The organism is Achromobacter sp. 1014246743 (assembly GCF_059760725.1).
The window spans coordinates 1-15,807 of record NZ_JCBANA010000030.1 but is presented as its reverse complement, the minus strand read 5'-3'; the positions used below and the strand labels follow the sequence as shown (position 1 = coordinate 15,807).

13 protein-coding genes are annotated in these 15,807 nt (G+C 68.3%); 7 read left to right on the top strand and 6 right to left on the bottom strand.

Annotated features, from left to right (window positions below):
• Nucleotides 1-171 precede the first annotated feature (171 nt).
• Nucleotides 172-1,404: an EAL domain-containing response regulator gene (locus AC6LJ2_RS14375; protein WP_263913428.1), complete on the top strand. Its 1,233-nt coding sequence runs from the start codon at nt 172-174 to the stop codon at nt 1,402-1,404.
• Between the two features lie 70 nt (nt 1,405-1,474).
• Here the strand turns inward: AC6LJ2_RS14375 and AC6LJ2_RS14370 are convergent, their stop codons facing one another.
• On the bottom strand, nt 1,475-3,121 hold the full coding sequence (locus AC6LJ2_RS14370; protein ID WP_445658958.1) for a mucoidy inhibitor MuiA family protein: 1,647 nt from the start codon (nt 3,119-3,121) through the stop codon (nt 1,475-1,477).
• 143 nt (nt 3,122-3,264) lie between these two features.
• Complete coding sequence (locus AC6LJ2_RS14365; RefSeq protein WP_263913426.1) at nt 3,265-4,173, bottom strand: LysR family transcriptional regulator; 909 nt, start codon at nt 4,171-4,173, stop codon at nt 3,265-3,267.
• A gap of 104 nt (nt 4,174-4,277) precedes the next feature.
• On the opposite strand from AC6LJ2_RS14365, the gene AC6LJ2_RS14360 reads away from it, so the two are divergent.
• Nucleotides 4,278-5,546, top strand: coding sequence for an MFS transporter (locus AC6LJ2_RS14360; protein ID WP_445658959.1), 1,269 nt, complete (start codon nt 4,278-4,280; stop codon nt 5,544-5,546).
• A 28-nt stretch (nt 5,547-5,574) separates the two neighbouring features.
• Nucleotides 5,575-5,967 (top strand): VOC family protein, encoded by a 393-nt coding sequence (locus AC6LJ2_RS14355; protein WP_263913423.1) that lies wholly within the window; start codon nt 5,575-5,577, stop codon nt 5,965-5,967.
• Between the two features lie 61 nt (nt 5,968-6,028).
• On the opposite strand, the gene AC6LJ2_RS14350 is transcribed toward AC6LJ2_RS14355, so the two are convergent.
• Entirely contained in the window at nt 6,029-6,322 is a 294-nt protein-coding gene (locus AC6LJ2_RS14350; protein ID WP_263913422.1) for a flagellar transcriptional regulator FlhD, read from the bottom strand.
• A 298-nt stretch (nt 6,323-6,620) separates the two neighbouring features.
• Between AC6LJ2_RS14350 and AC6LJ2_RS14345 the strand changes: the two genes are divergently transcribed.
• The 3 genes from AC6LJ2_RS14345 (at nt 6,621) to AC6LJ2_RS14335 (ending at nt 10,975) form a co-directional block, all read left to right on the top strand.
• On the top strand, nt 6,621-7,334 hold the full coding sequence (locus AC6LJ2_RS14345; protein WP_498151598.1) for a DUF2325 domain-containing protein: 714 nt from the start codon (nt 6,621-6,623) through the stop codon (nt 7,332-7,334).
• Nucleotides 7,335-7,469: 135 nt separating this feature from the next.
• The gene (locus AC6LJ2_RS14340) at nt 7,470-10,493 is read left to right on the top strand and encodes a PAS domain S-box protein (RefSeq protein WP_445658961.1); all 3,024 of its coding nucleotides are present in this window, start codon (nt 7,470-7,472) and stop codon (nt 10,491-10,493) included.
• Between the two features lie 113 nt (nt 10,494-10,606).
• Nucleotides 10,607-10,975: a hypothetical protein gene (locus tag AC6LJ2_RS14335; protein WP_498151597.1), complete on the top strand. Its 369-nt coding sequence runs from the start codon at nt 10,607-10,609 to the stop codon at nt 10,973-10,975.
• Between the two features lie 102 nt (nt 10,976-11,077).
• Here AC6LJ2_RS14335 and AC6LJ2_RS14330 read toward each other — a convergent pair whose 3' ends face one another.
• Both AC6LJ2_RS14330 and AC6LJ2_RS14325 read right to left on the bottom strand, forming a co-directional pair.
• Complete coding sequence (locus AC6LJ2_RS14330; RefSeq protein ID WP_498151596.1) at nt 11,078-12,517, bottom strand: RNA polymerase factor sigma-54; 1,440 nt, start codon at nt 12,515-12,517, stop codon at nt 11,078-11,080.
• Between the two features lie 188 nt (nt 12,518-12,705).
• A complete protein-coding gene (locus AC6LJ2_RS14325; protein WP_263913503.1) occupies nt 12,706-13,653 on the bottom strand; it encodes a sigma 54-interacting transcriptional regulator in 948 nt (315 codons plus the stop codon).
• Between the two features lie 262 nt (nt 13,654-13,915).
• Here AC6LJ2_RS14325 and AC6LJ2_RS14320 point away from each other — a divergent pair, with 262 nt between their 5' ends.
• A complete protein-coding gene (locus AC6LJ2_RS14320) occupies nt 13,916-15,298 on the top strand; it encodes a sigma-54-dependent transcriptional regulator (protein ID WP_498151595.1) in 1,383 nt (460 codons plus the stop codon).
• Nucleotides 15,299-15,331: 33 nt separating this feature from the next.
• Here AC6LJ2_RS14320 and AC6LJ2_RS14315 read toward each other — a convergent pair whose 3' ends face one another.
• A complete protein-coding gene (locus AC6LJ2_RS14315; RefSeq protein ID WP_263913415.1) occupies nt 15,332-15,715 on the bottom strand; it encodes a hypothetical protein in 384 nt (127 codons plus the stop codon).
• Nucleotides 15,716-15,807 lie beyond the last annotated feature (92 nt).

The following is a 15,807-nucleotide window of genomic DNA, read 5'->3' as shown; positions in this document are numbered from 1 at the left end:
GGAGCCATGCGACCGGCTTCGTCCGTCCGGGTGACGGCCGCCGATGCGGCCCCCGGCTAATTAATAGTGACTAACCCGTCCTATCCGGCGGCGCGGTCGCGGAAGATGCCTTAGCATTGGTGAAACGCATTCCAGCAGCCGCCTGGAAACGCCCCCTCTAGGACCCGCGCGATGCCCAAGACCCACGCCGGCGCGACCCGGCGGATTCTCCTGGTGGAAGACCATCCCGTCGAACGGGCCTATCTGCAGAACCTGCTGCTGGCGCTGGGCTACCGGCGGGTCGCCGGTGTGGGCAGCAGCACCGAAGCCGTCAGTGCCCTGGCGCGCCAGGCCTACGACGTGGTGGTCAGCGACATCGTCATGGGCGAAGGCGACGGTACCTTGCTGCCCAATGAAATGCGCCGGCTGGTCGACGGCGGCCGTCTCAAGACCATGCCGCCCATCATCTGGATCAGCAGCCTGACTGACGAACTGCTGCAATCGCACGTGCGGCTGGCGCTGCAGGCGGGCTGCCCGTCATCGCAGGCGCTGTCCAAGCCGGTCTCGCGCACCGCCATGCAGCACGCCATCAAGGCGGCGTTGCACAGCATCGACAACGATCCGGCCTCGCCGCGCCGGGCCGCGGTGCGGCGCGACGTGCTCGAAGCCGAACTGGGCCAGGCCTTGGCCACCGGCGAGGGCCTGAGCGTGGTATTGCAGCCGCAGGTCGACCTGCGCAGCGGTCGGGTGGTCGCGGCCGAGGCGCTGTCGCGCTGGCATCACCCCGCCTTGGGCGCCATTTCGCCGGCCGACTTCGTGCCGGCCGCGCATCGGCTGGGGCTGGACCAGGTGCTGTTCAACCGCGTGGCCGACCGCGTGGTCGAGGTGTTGGCGGCCATGCACGCCGAGCACATCGCGGTGCCCGTCGCCATCAACGCGTCCGCGTCCACCTTGTGCGCGCCGGACCTGCCGGCCATGCTGGAACAACGCGTCGCGCAGGCCGGGCTGCCGGCACGGCTGGTGAAAGTGGAATTGACCGAAGACGAGCCCGTCACCGACTGGCTGACCTTGTCGTCCGCGCTGAACCTGTTGCGCGTGCGCGGCTTTGAACTGGCCATGGACGATTTCGGCGCGGGCATTGCGTCGATGCGGCTGTTTTCGGCCATGCCGTTCACCGAACTGAAGATCGACCGCGATTTCATCGTGCACATGCACCGCGAGCCGGCCTCGCGCGCCGTGGTGGCGGCCGCCATCGAAATGGGCCGCGCGCTGGGCCGCCGCGTGGTGGCCGAAGGCGTCGAGCAGGAACGCGACCTGCAACTGCTGCGCGAGCTGGGCTGCACGTATGCCCAGGGCTACGGCATTTCGATGCCGCTGGCCCCCGCCGATTTCATCGAATACTGCCGTCAGCACCAAGGCGGCTGACGGCACAGCAAACACACCGCCACGGGCACAGGGCCGGTGGCGGTGGGGCGGGCGGGCTGCCGATGGGGGGTCAGAGGCCGGACACGTCGATGTTGCCCGGGTAGTCGACCGAAAACTTCAGCACCGTCTCGCGCGACTTGCCCGGTTCCAGTTCCCAGTTCCAGGCCAGCACGCCATCGTCTTCGCGCTTGATGTCGCGGTCGGCGGGCGACAGCAGCTTGACCTCGATCTTCTCGTTGCGCGACACCGGCAGGCGGTCCTTGAAGGTCACCTGTTCCTTGGTGGCCTTGTTGTTCTTGACGGTGATCTTGTATTCGTAGGTCACGCGCTTGCCATTGCCCGAAAAGCCGGTGCTTTCGGTAAAGCGGTTGACCAGCTGGCGCTTGATCGAAATGCCGTCGTCGGCGCCCATGGCCAGTTCCACCTTTTCGCCGGGCATCACGGCCTTCATGGCGGATGCCGCCACGAAGGCGTCGTCCAGGAAGGTGTTGAGCGTACCGGCCAGGAACGGGAAGTCGGTGCTGTTGCTGGCCTGGGCCGTCAGGTACGCGGCTTCGCGCAGCGCAGGGGTCGACTGGTATTGCAGCGTGGCGGGCAGCTTGGCGGTGGTGATGGCCACGCGCTGGGTGCTGTTGTCCGACGGTAGCGTGGCCGGCGTGCGGATCTGGAAAGACGCGCTGGTGGCGGCGGACTGCACCTCGGCGGTCGCGACCTGGGCGGGCGCCGGTTCGGGCACGGCGTCGATAAGGGCTGTTTCGGCCATGGCGCCCTTCGGCGCGTAGCGGGCGCGCGAATCGTTGCGCATCGCCGGGGCCGCGGCGGCCACGGGCGCCGGCATGGGTGGGGGCGGCGCGGCCACATCGATGATCCACGGATTCAGCTTGGGCGCGCCGCCGCCCAGGGATGGGCGGGCGGTGGACAGGGTCAGCTTGACGTTGTTCCAGTCTTCGCCGGTGTTCTGGCGAATGACGCCGAAGTAGCCCAGGTCGACGCTGCGGTCGGCCGGGCGCAGGCGGGCGTCGTAGGCGGGCGTCCAGCGGGCGCCGGCCACCGCGTACGACACGTCCAGGTCCAGCTTGCCGGCGCGGGCCAGGTTCACGCGCAGCGTCACGGTCTTGGTGCGGCGGTTGAGCTGGCCTTGCAGCTGGCCCAGTTCGCCTTGCGCGGCGGCCAGTTGGCGGTCCAGGTCTTCGCGCTGTTCGGCCACGCGGCGCAGGCCGGCCAGCGCGCGGCTGAGCGTGTCGGCGCTGAGCGCCTGGATGGCTTTCAATTCTTCGACGGTGGGGCGCGGGCCGTCCTTGGCGGGTTCGGTGGCGCCGCGCTGCATCATCGCCACCAGCTCGCGCTGGTTGTCCAGCACGGCGGCTTCGTCGTCCAGCGCGGCCTGCTGGCCCTGGATCTTGCGCACCTGTTCTTCCAGTTGCTTGACGCGTTCGTTAGCGGTGTCGGCCTGGAAGGCGTCGCGCACCTTCACATCCAGCAAGGTGGCCTGGCCGGTGCTTTTGGCCGATACCTGCAGCGAATTGTCCTGCAAGGTGGCGGGCAGCTTTTCCAGCACCAGTTCGTGCTCGCCGGCGGGCAGTTCGCTGCTGGCGCTGCGGGTGACGACGGCGCGGTCCTGGTAGACCGTGACCGCGCCAATGGAAGAGGCCAGGCCGGCGGCAAGGGCAAAGCCGGGAAGCGTGGCGAAAGCAAGGGCCAGGAGAGTACGTTGCACGAGAACACCTTTAGGCAGGTTGAGCGGGTCCGGCCTGGCCATTGTGGCCCATCGATCCCGCGGTAGCGCGCAATGTACAGGGAGGCGCGCGCATCGGGTTTACAGAAGGTGACAAACGCGACAGGGCTATACCGCCCCATTTTTCAGGTGCCCGCCGCGACCTCGGGATGCGCCAGTTGCCGCAGCATCTCGACGGCATTGCGGGCCGCGATGGACCGGTCGTGTCGCCGGTACGCCATGTCCAGCAGCGCATGCGGCGCATCGCCCTTGATCGGCCGGTACTCGATGCCCTGCGCGCCCATGTGGCGCATGGCGGCGGGCACGATCGCGATGCCCACGCCGGCCGCCACCAGGCTGACGATGGACGCCATCTGCGGGGCTTCCTGGATGACGCGCGGTGCAAAGCCGGCGCGCAGGCAGGCGTTCTGGATGGCGTCGTACAGGCCGGCGCCGATGGGCCGCGGATACAGCACGAAATCCTCGTCGGCCAGCGCCGAAATGGGCACGCTGCGCTTGCGGCTGAGCGGGTGGTCGGGGGGCAGGGCGATCAGCATGGGTTCGTCCAGCACGCGCTCGGATTCGAATTCCGCGTCCAGCACGTAGGGCGGGCGCACGAAGGCCACGTCCACCGCGCTTTCGCGCAGGCCGCGCAAGAGGCTTTGCGTATTGCTTTCGGTCAGCGTGATGCGCACGTCCGGATAGCGGTCGCGATAGGCGCGGATGGCCTGCGGCAGGTAGGGATGGAACACGGCGGACGCGGTGAAGCCCACGGTGATGGCGCCGCGCTCGCCGCGCCCCAGCCGGCGGGCGGTGTCGATGGCGCGGTCGGCGCTGGCCAGGATGGCGCGCGCGTCTTCCAGGAACTGGGCGCCGGCCTCGGTGAGTTCGACCCCGCGCGGCAGCCGCAGGAACAGCGGCGTGCCGATTTCGCGTTCGAGCTGCTGGATCTGCTGGCTGAGCGGCGGCTGGCCGATGCCCAGCCGGGCGGCGGCGCGGGTGAAGTGCAGTTCCTCGGCCACCACCGTGAAATAGCGCAGGTGTCTCAGTTCCATCGTTTTAAAATATAGCGAGTGCTGGTTTCATATATTGGACATATGCAGGGGAAGAGTCTACCTTGAATGCACGGGCGGTTGCCCGGTGTTTTTCGAGAATTCCGATGTCCACCCCTGCAGCAGTACCCGGTCCCGCATCTTCCGACTACCTGGCGCGCGGCACGCCCGCCTTGCGTCGCGCCCAATGGGCCTTGTTCGCGGCCGGTTTTTCCACCTTTTCGCTGTTGTATTGCGTGCAGCCGCTGATGCCGCTGTTCACCCATGCGTTCGACGTGTCGCCCGCGCAGAGCAGCCTGGTGCTGTCGCTGTGTACCGGCCTGCTGGCCGTGGCGATCTTCCTGGTGGGCCTGTTTTCGCAGGCGCTGCCGCGCAAGCGCATCATGGCGCTGTCGCTGTTCGCCTCGGCCGTGCTGGGCACGGTGGCGGCCGTAGCGCCCGACTGGCACAGCCTGCTGGCGCTGCGCGCGCTGCAAGGCGTGGCGATGGGCGGGGTGCCCGCCGTGGCCATGGCCTACCTGGCCGAAGAAGTCGAACCCGATACGCTGGGCTTCGCCATGGGCCTGTATATCAGCGGCAGCGCCTTCGGCGGCTTGTCGGGGCGCGTCATCACCGGCCTGGTGTCCGACCATTTCGGCTGGCGCGCGGCCATGGGCACGCTGGGGCTGCTGGGCATCGTGGCCGCCGTGCTGTTCGTGTGGTTGCTACCGGCCTCGCGCCGCTTCACGCCGCAGCGGGCGCGCGGCTGGGCAGGGGTATTCGGCGACGTCAAGGCGGGCATCGGTGCGCATGTCCGGAACGGTCCGCTGTGCGGTCTGTTCGCGATGGGCGGGTTGTTGATGGGCGCCTTCGTCACGGTCTACAACTACGTGGGCTTTCGCCTGCTGGCGCCGCCGTTTTCGCTCAGCCAGACCTTCATCGGCTTCATCTTCGTGGTGTATCTGGTGGGCATCTTCGCGTCCACGTATTTCGGCCGCCTGGCCGACCGCCACGGGCGCGGCGCCATGCTGGCCGCGGGCACCGGCCTGGCGCTGGCGGGCTTGCTGCTGACGCTGTCGGATGCCTTGCCCGTGCTGATCGCCGGCATCGTGGTGTTCACCTTCGGCTTTTTCGCCGCGCATGCGGTGGCCAGCGGCTGGGTGGGGCAGATGTCGCGCGGCTACAAGGCGCTGGCCGCGTCGTTGTACCTGCTGGTGTACTACGTGGGTTCCAGCGTGCTGGGCTCGCTGGGCGGCCAGTTCTGGACCGGTGGCGGCTGGCCGGGCGTGGCCGCCATGGCGGGCAGCCTGCTGGCCGGCGCATTGTGCATCAGCGCCGCGCTGTATTGGCGCACGGCGAGGGCCGCCGAAGCGCCGGCAGTCGGGCGCAGCGCATAATCGGCTTTTCCCCACGCAAGGACCTTCCATGCTTTCACACGTCTGCCTCGGTGTCGGCGATTTCGATCGCGCCTATGTTTTCTATTCCGCCCTGGCCGACGCGTTGGGCCTGGCTCCGCGCTTCATCGAACGTGAACGTCCCTGGGCGGGCTGGCAGCCGGCGGGCGGAGGGCGCCCGCTGCTGGTGATCAACGCGCCGCAAGACGGCCAGCCGGCGACGCCCGGCAATGGCCAGATGACGGCATTCCTGGCGGCCGACCGCGCCACCGTGGATCGTTGCCATGCGCTGGCGCTGGCCCAGGGCGGGCGCTGCGAAGGGCCGCCGGGGCTGCGCCTGCACTACCACGAACATTATTACGGGGCGTACTTCCGCGACCTCGATGGCAACAAGCTGTGCGTGGTCTGCCACGAGGCGCCGTAGGCGTCGGCCGCCGCAGGCCGCCGTCCGCCGGCCGGGGACGGCGGCCATTCCGATCGCGGCGTCACGCCAAGGTGCGGCTGGGCACGTCGGCCGCCAGCGTCGCATCCATGCCCTGGCTCAGCGCGGCCAGCAACAGGTGCGGCGACAGGTTCAACTGCGCCAGCAGCACACTGCAGCGGGCCAGTCGGGTCAGGTCGTCGTGTTTCAGGCCCACGAGCCATTGGCTGGCCTCGACCGATATCTGCAGGCCCGCCAACGCCTGCAGGTTGCCGGTGCGGGCCAGCCGCTGCAACAGCAGCAGATACATCAGATTGGTTTCGTGGATGTCGCGCAGAAGCTCGGCGGATCTCGGCATCGGGTGCCCCTTCCTTACTTCGTTGAATCCGCGGCCCGGCGGGTGCGCGGACCAGGAACAAGCAAGGCGCGAAGCGTCCTAGGGAGGGCGTCTCGTCAAGCGGTGAAAAGCTTGCGGCCGGTATGTTTTGTCGATCATATTTAAGCGATCACAGGTCGTCAGTAATGGATTTCCCTGTGCTCGAAACGGGCATGAGGCTATAAATTAAAAAAGACTTATTCTCATTTATAATGCTCGGCAAGTCGGACGGCGCTGGCACGTGCCCGCCGTGTTGTTTCCTACCGAACCGAGGCCCGCGATGACGTTATCTTTCCAGGCGCCCAATTCCCTGCAGCGTGAACATGCGGCCCTGCTGGCTGCCTATGGCCAGGCCCAGGCGCGCTGCAGCCGCCTGCTCAGCGCGCAGGCCCGGCGTATCCAGCATCTGGAAGCCGAGGCCATGCGGTTGCGCGCCGCCGTGATCCAGCGCGACACGGCGCTGGCCTGGGCGCGCGAAGACCGCGCCGCGCTGGAAAGCGCGATCCCCGGGCTGCCCCGGCGCGTGGCGCTGGCGCGCCGCGTGACGCAACTGGTGGAACGGGTGCAATGCCTGATGCGCGAACGCCTGGCCTGGCAGGACCGCGCCGCGCAGGCGCGCCAGCACCCGGTCGAACGCAGCACCGAACCCGCCGCGCGGCCCGCCGTCATCGCGGCGGCGACCCTGCGCGAGAAGTCGGTGCTGTGCGTGGGCGAAGACGCGATGGCGTTGATGCTGACCCGCAAGGTCGTCGAAATGGCGGGCGGCCGCTACCTGGGCCACAGCGGCAGCGAGGGCGCGGATGGCGACACCCTGGAAGCCAGCCTGGTCGCGGCCGATCTGGTCATCTGCCAGACCGGCTGCGTGAGCCACGGCGCCTATTGGCGGGTCAAAGACCATTGCACGCGGACGGGCAAGCAATGCGTGCTGGTGGACAAGCCCGAAGCGCTGACCGCGCTGGGGCTGACGCAGGGCAGCGTCGCGCTCGAACGCTGAGCGTCCGGTCCCATGATGCGGCGCCATGCGGCTTGGTGGCGGGGCGGCACGTCAACGCTGTTGCGTCGAGTTACCTAGGGTTTCCGCTGGCGGCCGCGCCGCGCAATACAGTCGGAGGAGCCCGAGGGAGGACCCATGCTGACCCAGCGAGACCGCGTCGCGCATTCGTGGACTGACACGCTTGCGCGTTTGGAAGACGAACGCATCATGTTGCAGCGCATTGTGGCGGGTGTGCCATTGCCCGAGGTGCTGGCGCATGTGCTGCATGCCATCGAAGCGCAATCCAGCGTCGAATTGCGCGCTTCGATTGCCCTGATCGATGAATCCGGCCGCCTGCTGCTGCATGGCGCGGCGCCCAGCCTGCCGCCCGCCTACAACGCCGCGATCGACCGCGCGCCGATCGGACCCGATGCCGCTTCGTGGGGGCAGGCCGCCTACACGGGCAGTCCGGTCTATGCCGAAGACATCGCCCGCCATCCGGCCTGGGAAGCCTGGCGCGAGCAGGCGCTGGCCCATGGGTTGCGGGCCTGCTGGTCGACCCCGATCAAGTCGCCCGATGGGCGCCTGCTGGGCGTGTTCTCGAATTACTACGCCACGCCGCGCTCGCCCTCGGCGCACGACATCGACGCCATCGCGGTGGTCACGCGCAGCGCCGCGCTGGCCATCGAGCGGCACCTGACGGAAGCGGCCCTGCGGCGCAGCGGCGAGCGCTGGCGCGCGATGTTCGAAGGCATGCAAGAGGCCTTCTTCCTGAGCGAAGCGCTGCGCGATGCGCAAGGCAACATCGTCGATTTCCGTTTCATCGAGGTCAACCCGGCGTTCGAGCGCCAGAGCGGCATGAAAGAAGGCGATACCCTGGGCCACACGCTGCGCGAGATGATCCCCGGCGTGCCGGGCCGCATCATGGATGCCTTTGCGCAGGTGGTTGAGTCCGGCGAGCCGGCGCAGTTCGAATTCGCGGTGCCGGGACCGCGGCCGGCCTGGTACGAGGCGCGTGCGCGCAAGGAGGGCGAGGACCGCATGATGGCGCTGTTCCTGGACGTGACCGCGCGCAAGACCGCCGAGGCCGAACTCTGGGAAGGCCAGCATCGCAAGAATTTCCTGATGGCGTTGGGCGACCGGTTGCGCGAATTGCCCTTGCAGCCTGCTATCGAGCAGACCGCCTGCGAAAGCCTGGGCCAGCATCTGGCGCTGGGCCTGGCGGCGGTGCTGGACTGGCAGGGCGAGGGCAGCGAACCGGTGGTGTCGACCTGCTGGCGCTGCCATCCCGGCCGCGACGACGGTCGCGGCGTGCTCGGCCCCGAGCTGTACACCGAGGCCTTCTACGACGCGCTGCGCACCGGACGCACTACCTTTCTTGAACCGCTGCTGGCGCAGGCCGATGGCGAGATCCTGCCGTCGGCCATCGTGGTGCCCACCGGCCGCTGGGGCCGCCCGGGCGGTGCGCTGGTGGTCCGGCCCGCGGTCGATGGCCGCTTCAAGCGCGGCGACGTGGCCTGCATCGAGGAAGTGGCCGAGCGCATGTGCGGCGCGGTCGAGCGCTCGCAATACGCCCGCATGCTCGAGCAGCGGGTCGAGCATGCCATCGCCGAGCGCGACCGCATCTGGCGGCTGTCGCCGGAACTGCTGGCGGTGATCGATGCGCAGGGCCGCTACGTCAGCGTGAATCCGGCGGTACGGCCGATCCTGGGATGGACGCAATCGCAATTCCTGGCCATGGGGCTGCGTCAGCTGATCCACCCGGACGACTACGAGGCCACCCGCAGCGCCTTGTTGCAGGCGCGCAGCGCCGACGCGCCCCAGGGCGTGAGGCACCTGGAAAACCGCGTGCTCAAGCGGGACGGCGGTTATGCCTGGATCACCTGGAGCATGTCCTGGGCGCAAGACAGCCTGTACATGACGGGGCGCGACGACACCGACCTGAAGTCGCAGGCCGAGACGCTGCTGGAAACCGAAAACGCCCTGCGCCAGGCACAGAAAATGGAAGCGGTGGGCCGGCTGACCGGCGGCATTGCCCACGACTTCAACAACATGCTGCAGGGCATTACCGGGGCGCTCTACCTGATCCAGCGCAAGCTGGCGGCGGGCACGCCCGAGCAGGCCGTGCGCTTCATTACCGTGGCCATGGAATCGGCCAACCGCGCGGCCCACCTCACGCAGCGGCTGTTGACGTTCTCGCGGCGCCAGCCGATCGACCCGCAGCCCTTCAGCGTGGCCTCGACCCTGCAGTCGATGGCCGATCTGTTCCATCGCTACACCGGCGAAGGCGTGTCGCTGGCGTTCGACCTGGAGCCCGGTCTGTGGCCGGTGCGCTGCGACCGCAACCAGTTCGAGAACGCCTTGCTGAACCTGGTGATCAATGCCTGCGATGCCATGCCCGATGGCGGCGTGCTGACCGTGGCCGCGCTGAACACGCGGCTGGATCGGGCCTTTCTGCGGCCGTATGGCGGCGTGCAGCCCGGCGCCTTCGTGGAGGTGTGCGTGACCGACATCGGCTGCGGCATGTCGCCAGACGTGCTGGCGCATGCCTTCGACCCGTTCTTCACCACCAAGCCGCTGGGCGAGGGGACCGGGCTGGGCCTGTCGATGATCTACGGGTTTGCCAAGCAGGCCGGCGGCGTGGTCACGCTGGACAGCAAGGAGGGGGTCGGTACGTCGGTCAGGGTCTTCCTGCCGCGCTACGAGGGGGCGTTGAACGATGCGGCGGCGCCGGGGCCGCAAGCCAGTCCGCCGGCCGAGCACGCCCGCCAGGCGGTCGTCGTGCTGGTGGAAGACGATGCCAACGTGCGCGAGATGGTGCGCGAATGCCTGGTCGAACTGGGCATGCGGGTGGTGACGGCCAATGACGGCGATGCGGGCCTTGAGCGCGTGCGCGCCACGACCGATATCGATCTGCTGGTGACCGACGTCGGGCTGCCGGGATTGAACGGACGCCAACTGGCCGATGCCGCCCGCGTTTCGTATCCGGACCTGAAGGTGCTGCTGATGACGGGGTATGCCGAAAGCGCTGCGCGCGGCTCGGGCTTCCTGGACAACGGCATGGAGCTGATCGTCAAGCCGTTCGCGCTGGACGTGCTGGCCGCCCGGGTGCAGCGCATGCTGGATCCCGCCGCCGAGGCGGCGGGCGTGGCCCGCACCGCATCGTCGTCCGTCGGGTGACCGGGTTTCAAGCACCGGTAAAAATTGCCTGCCGGTGGCGGTCGGGCAAGGGGCAGGGGGGCATGGGCATGGCGATTGCTGTACGGAGATGGCAACTCAAAAGGAGCCTATCCATGAAGATCCGTGCCTTGACCTATGCAATCGCAGCCGCCTCCGTCGCGGGGGCAGCCCTTCTGGGCGCTCCCGGCGCCGTCCTGGCGCAGTCGGCCGCGCCCACCGCGCCGTCCACGACGCCCAACGACGGCACCGCGGTGCAGCCGAACCGGCCCGTGCCGCCGGGGCAGGCAGCCCCCGCGCCCAACGCCGCGCCCAACACGGCGACCACGCCGCCCAATCTGGACAAGGGCAGCGCCACGTCGTCCGACAAGCGCAGCGGCGAAATGCCGGCGCGCCCTCGCGAGGCCAACGACAACGTGCCGCGCACGCCGGCCGCCGGCGCCGCGCCGCCGCCGGGATATCCCAATAGTGGCGGCAGCAAGTAAGCCGTCGGCCGCAGCCACACAGAGCAATGCCCACCCGTCAGGGTGGGCATTGTTTTATCGGGCCGCCGCAAGTACGCAAAGCGTGCGCGCGGGACAAGGCCATCAATGCTGTCTGCGAAGCTCGGCGGGCGGCAGGCGCAGCTGGCCGCGGTACTTGGAGACGGTGCGACGGGCCAGGACGATGCCGCTGGTGGCCAGCTGCTGGGTGAGGGCAACGTCGGACAGCGGCATGGCCGGGTCTTCGGCGTCGATCAGTTCCTTGATCAACGCGCGCACGGCCGCCGCCGAGCAGGTGCCGCCGGAATCGGTGGGCAGCTCGCGTGAGAAGAAGTGGCGGAATTCGAACACGCCACGCGGGGTCACCATGTATTTGCTGACCGTGGCGCGTGAAACGGTCGACTCGTGCATGTCCAGATCGTCGGCCACCTCTTTGAGCATCAGCGGGCGCAAGGCGACTTCGCCGTACTCGAAGAACGTCTGCTGGCGCTTGACGATCGCTTCGGCCACGCGCTGGATGGTGGTGTAGCGCTGTTCCACGTTGCGCACCAGCCAGCGCGCTTCCTGCAGTTCCTGCGCCATGGGGCTGCGGTCGTCCAGGCGTGCGCGGCGGAACAGGTCGGCATAGACCCGGTGCAGCCGGGCCTGCGGCATGGCGCTGCGATTGGGCACCACGCGCCAGCGCGAATGCCACTTGTCGACGAAGACGTCGGGCACCACATAGGCGGGGGCCTGGATGTCGTAGCGACGGCCGGGCTTGGGGTCCAGGCCGCGGATCAGCGCGCACGCTTCGCGCAGCGCGTCTTCCGTACAGTTCAGCGCGCGCCGCATGCCGGCGGCATCGTTCTTGGCCAACCGCTCGATCTGCTCGCCGACGATGCGCAGCGCCAGTTCGCGCAGCGACGCGCTGATGCCGGGCAGGGCGGCCAGTTGCAGCGACAGGCATTCCTGCAGGTCGCGGGCGCCCAGGCCCGGCGCGTCCAGCTGCTGCACCAGGCGCAGCGCGGCCAGCCATTCGCCTTCGTCGGGCGGCGGGGCGAAATCGGGGCTGAGGGCGCTGCACAGATTGTCCAGCGGGGTGCGCAGGTAGCCGTCTTCATCGAGCGAATCGATGATGAATTCCGCCAGCAGGCGGCCGCGCGGTTCCAGGCGATAGTTGCCCAGGTCCAGCGACAGTTTTTCGCGCATGGACACCGGCGCGCTGGCCCACTGGCCCAGGTCGTGGTCTTCGCCGTCGGCGCGGCTGGTGGTGGGGTAGTCGCCGGAGTATTCCGGCGCGGCGGGCACGTCGGCGGGCGCCTCGCCTTCCTGCGCCTCGGCCAGGGCCGGCGCCGCGGGTTCGGCGTCGGGGGGGACGGCGCCCTGATCGGGCTGGCCGGGGGCCGGGTCCGACACTTGCTCATCCCCATCCTCAAGGAAGGGATTGGTGGCCATCGCCAGTTCGACGGCGGTCGTGAATTCCAGCGCCGACATCTGCAGCAGCTTGACGGATTGCTGCAGCCTGGGCGCGAGCGTCATTTGCTGGCGCAGGCGCAGTTCTTGCATGGGATGTCCCAATCTCGTCTCCTGGAGCGGGTGCCGCCGAATGGCGGCTCATCCTTCTATTCATGCAAGAACCATGCCCGCTTTTCGCCCGGGCGGCGCCGGGCGCGCAGGGCGCTTTGTCCCTTCAAGCTTTACAAGGTGGCGGTAAAAACTGCGTGCGCAGAGAAAGGCGGGGTCCCGCCGTGCCCTCACGCAGCGGCCGGCCCGCCCTGTTCCTTCTCGTAGACGTCCAGGCGGTTGTAGAGCGTTTTCAGGCTGACCCCCAGGGTCTCGGCCGCCAGGCGTTTGTCGCCGCCGTGGTGGGCCAGGGTGGCCAGGATGAAGTCGCGCTGGGCATTGCCCAAGGCGGTGCCCACCGGCACGTTCAGGGCGCCGTCCTTGAACTCGGCCGGCTGCGCCACGCGCGGACGCGGCAGCGCGATGTCCAGCACGTCGTCGCTCAGGATGTAGGCGCGTTGCACGGCATTGCGCAACTCGCGCACGTTGCCCGGCCAATCGTGCTGCGCGATCGCCTCGAGCAGGGGCTTGGCGAAGGTCTTGCGCGTGCCGTGCTGGCGGTTCATGGCATCCAGGAAACGCTGTGCCAGGATCAGCGCATCGCCGGGGCGCTCGCGCAGCGGCGGCACGCGCAGCGGGATGACGAGCAGCCGATGCAGGAAGTCCTGCCGCAGCCGGCCGTCGGCCACGGATGCGGCCGGATCGCGGTTGCTGGCGCAGATGATGCGCACGTTGGCGCGCAGCAGGTCGGCGCCGCCCACGCGCTGGTAGGTGCCGGCTTCGAGCACGCGCAGGAAATGCACCTGCATGTCGGGCGGCATTTCGGTGACTTCGTCCAGGAACAGGGTGCCGCCGCTGGCGTATTCGAAATAGCCGGCGTTCTGCGCCACGGCGCCGGTGAAGCTGCCTTTCTCGTGGCCGAACAATTCGGCGTGCGCGAGCGAGCCGCTGATGGCGCCGCAGTTGATGGCCACGAACGGACAGTCGCGGCGGGCGCTGGCGTCGTGGATGGCGCGGGCCACCACTTCCTTGCCGGCGCCGCTTTCGCCGACGATGAAGACGCTGGCGTCGGTACCGGCGGCCAGGCGCAGTTGCGTGGCCAGCTTTTGCATGATGGGGGACAGTCCGGAGACGTCCATGGCGGGGGTGGCGGGCGCGGCGGCGTCTCCGCGGTCGCCGGCGGAGCGAGCAGGCATGATGCGTAAATCCTCGGCCCGAAAGGGCGTGCTGACAGGCCGATGGTAGAGGCCTTGGCGCCCGCGGTTGCGACCAGTTGAAAGCAATCGAAAAGTTTAGTGGATCGTATCGAATGTTTACGTCCGCCGCGCTCAGACTCGGTATGCTCGAAGTTGGCCGGAAAAGGCACGGGCACCGCCCGGATCTCCGAGCCAGGGAGCCCTCATGCCTCATCTGTTGATCGTCGAAGACGACGATGCCATCCGCGAAACGTTGGCCGAGATCGGTCGCGACAGCGGCTTTACGGTGGCCCTTGCCGCCAGCGTGAAGGACGCGCTGATCCAGCTTGAGCGCCAGGCGCCGGACCTGGTGCTGACCGACGTGCGCCTGCCCGGGGGCAGCGGCATGGATATCTTCAAGAACGTGGCGGTGGCCAGCGCCGAGGTCGTGGTGATGACCGGCCACGGCACGGTCGACAACGCCGTCCAGGCGCTGCGCCTGGGCGCGACCGACTACCTGACCAAGCCCATCTGCATGGATCGCCTGAACGAGATCCTGGCGCGCATCCTGGCCAATGCCGGGGGCGAGCGGCCGGGCACGCCGTTCGAAGAGCCGGGCCGCTTCGGCAAGATGTACGGTACGTCGGCGCCGATGCGCGAGCTGTACCGCCAGATCGGACGCGTGGCGCCCACCAATGTCACCGTGCTGCTGATCGGCGAAAGCGGCACGGGCAAGGAACTGGCCGCGCACGCCATCCACGAACTCAGCGCGCGGCGCCAGCGCCCGTTCATCGCGGTCAATTGCGGCGCGATCTCGCCGCACCTGATCGAAAGTGAAATGTTCGGTCACGAACGCGGCAGCTTCACTGGTGCCGATCGCCAGCACAAAGGCTATTTCGAGCGCGCGGACGGGGGCACGCTGTTCCTGGACGAAGTCACCGAAATGCCGCTCGACCTGCAGGTGAAGTTGCTGCGGGTGCTGGAAACCGGCCAGTTCATGCGGGTGGGCACCAACCGCGAAATCGGATGCGACATCCGCATCATCGCCGCCACCAACCGCAACCCCGAACAGGCGGTGCAGGAAGGCAAGCTGCGCGAAGACCTGTACTACCGCCTCAGCGTGTTTCCGCTGGAATTGCCGCCGCTGCGCGAGCGGGGCGAAGACATCGCTTTCCTGGCCGACCGCTTCCTGCAGGCGCAGAACCAGGAAACCGGCAGCGACAAAGTGTTTTCGGCGCGCGCCCTGGCCGCGCTGGCGCAGTACGAATGGCCGGGCAATGTGCGCGAATTGAAGAATTACGTGCGGCGCGCCTTCATCATGGCGGAAGGCAATGAACTCGATGTCGGCCTGCTGGCCCCGCAGGTGTCGCCCAGCGGCGACGCGAACCTGGGCGGCCAGGTGACCGTGCCCGTGGGTGAAACCCTGGCCGAAGCCGATCGCCGCTTGATCCTGGCAACGCTGGAGCGCTGCAAGGGCGTCAAGAAGCAGGCCGCGGCCGTATTGGGCATCAGCCCCAAGACCCTGTACAACCGGCTCGAGGAATACGCGGCGGCGGGCTACCTGTTGCCAGGCGAGCCGCCGCCGTCGTCCACCCATGCGGCGCGCTGACGCGCGCCGCGCCCGGCAAGCGGGCGGGTGGGCTTACTTGCCGTAGCGGGTCTTCAGGTCCGCCATGCAGGTGTCCTTGGCGTTACCCGACATGGCATCGCACTTTTCCTTGCCGACCTTGTAGTCCGCGTCATTGCGGGTCTTGGCGGCGTCATGGTTGGCTTCGGCCTTTTCCTTGCCGGCCTTGGCATCGGCGCGGGCCTTGTCGCGCGTGGCTTCGGCTTGCGCCTGGCAGACGTCCTTCTGGTTGCCCTTCATGGCATCGCACTGCTTCTTGTCCATCTTGTATTGATTGTCGATCTGTTCGCTGCTGCGCACTTGCGTGGTTTGCGCCGAGACCGGCAGCGCCAGGGCCGACAGGCACAGGGCCGCGGCGGGAATGAGCGTCAGGGACAGGCGGGTATTGGACAATTTCATGGATCACTCCTTTGGATGAGGACGGCCGGATGGTTGGCCGTCCCGCGCGGTTCCTTGAGCAAGTGCCGTGCCCGGGCGGGGCAGGCACGGCA

What these genes read in the sequence shown, in the direction of transcription:
- AC6LJ2_RS14375 (WP_263913428.1), top strand. Translation starts at nt 172, where the DNA reads ATGCCCAAGACCCACGCCGGCGCGACCCGGCGGATTCTCCTGGTGGAA.
- AC6LJ2_RS14355 (WP_263913423.1), top strand. Translation starts at nt 5,575, where the DNA reads ATGCTTTCACACGTCTGCCTCGGTGTCGGCGATTTCGATCGCGCCTAT.
- AC6LJ2_RS14360 (WP_445658959.1), top strand. Translation starts at nt 4,278, where the DNA reads ATGTCCACCCCTGCAGCAGTACCCGGTCCCGCATCTTCCGACTACCTG.
- AC6LJ2_RS14365 (WP_263913426.1), bottom strand. Translation starts at nt 4,173, where the DNA reads ATGGAACTGAGACACCTGCGCTATTTCACGGTGGTGGCCGAGGAACTG.
- AC6LJ2_RS14350 (WP_263913422.1), bottom strand. Translation starts at nt 6,322, where the DNA reads ATGCCGAGATCCGCCGAGCTTCTGCGCGACATCCACGAAACCAATCTG.
- AC6LJ2_RS14330 (WP_498151596.1), bottom strand. Translation starts at nt 12,517, where the DNA reads ATGCAAGAACTGCGCCTGCGCCAGCAAATGACGCTCGCGCCCAGGCTG.
- AC6LJ2_RS14320 (WP_498151595.1), top strand. Translation starts at nt 13,916, where the DNA reads ATGCCTCATCTGTTGATCGTCGAAGACGACGATGCCATCCGCGAAACG.
- AC6LJ2_RS14345 (WP_498151598.1), top strand. Translation starts at nt 6,621, where the DNA reads ATGACGTTATCTTTCCAGGCGCCCAATTCCCTGCAGCGTGAACATGCG.
- AC6LJ2_RS14315 (WP_263913415.1), bottom strand. Translation starts at nt 15,715, where the DNA reads ATGAAATTGTCCAATACCCGCCTGTCCCTGACGCTCATTCCCGCCGCG.
- AC6LJ2_RS14340 (WP_445658961.1), top strand. Translation starts at nt 7,470, where the DNA reads ATGCTGACCCAGCGAGACCGCGTCGCGCATTCGTGGACTGACACGCTT.
- AC6LJ2_RS14325 (WP_263913503.1), bottom strand. Translation starts at nt 13,653, where the DNA reads ATGGACGTCTCCGGACTGTCCCCCATCATGCAAAAGCTGGCCACGCAA.
- AC6LJ2_RS14335 (WP_498151597.1), top strand. Translation starts at nt 10,607, where the DNA reads ATGAAGATCCGTGCCTTGACCTATGCAATCGCAGCCGCCTCCGTCGCG.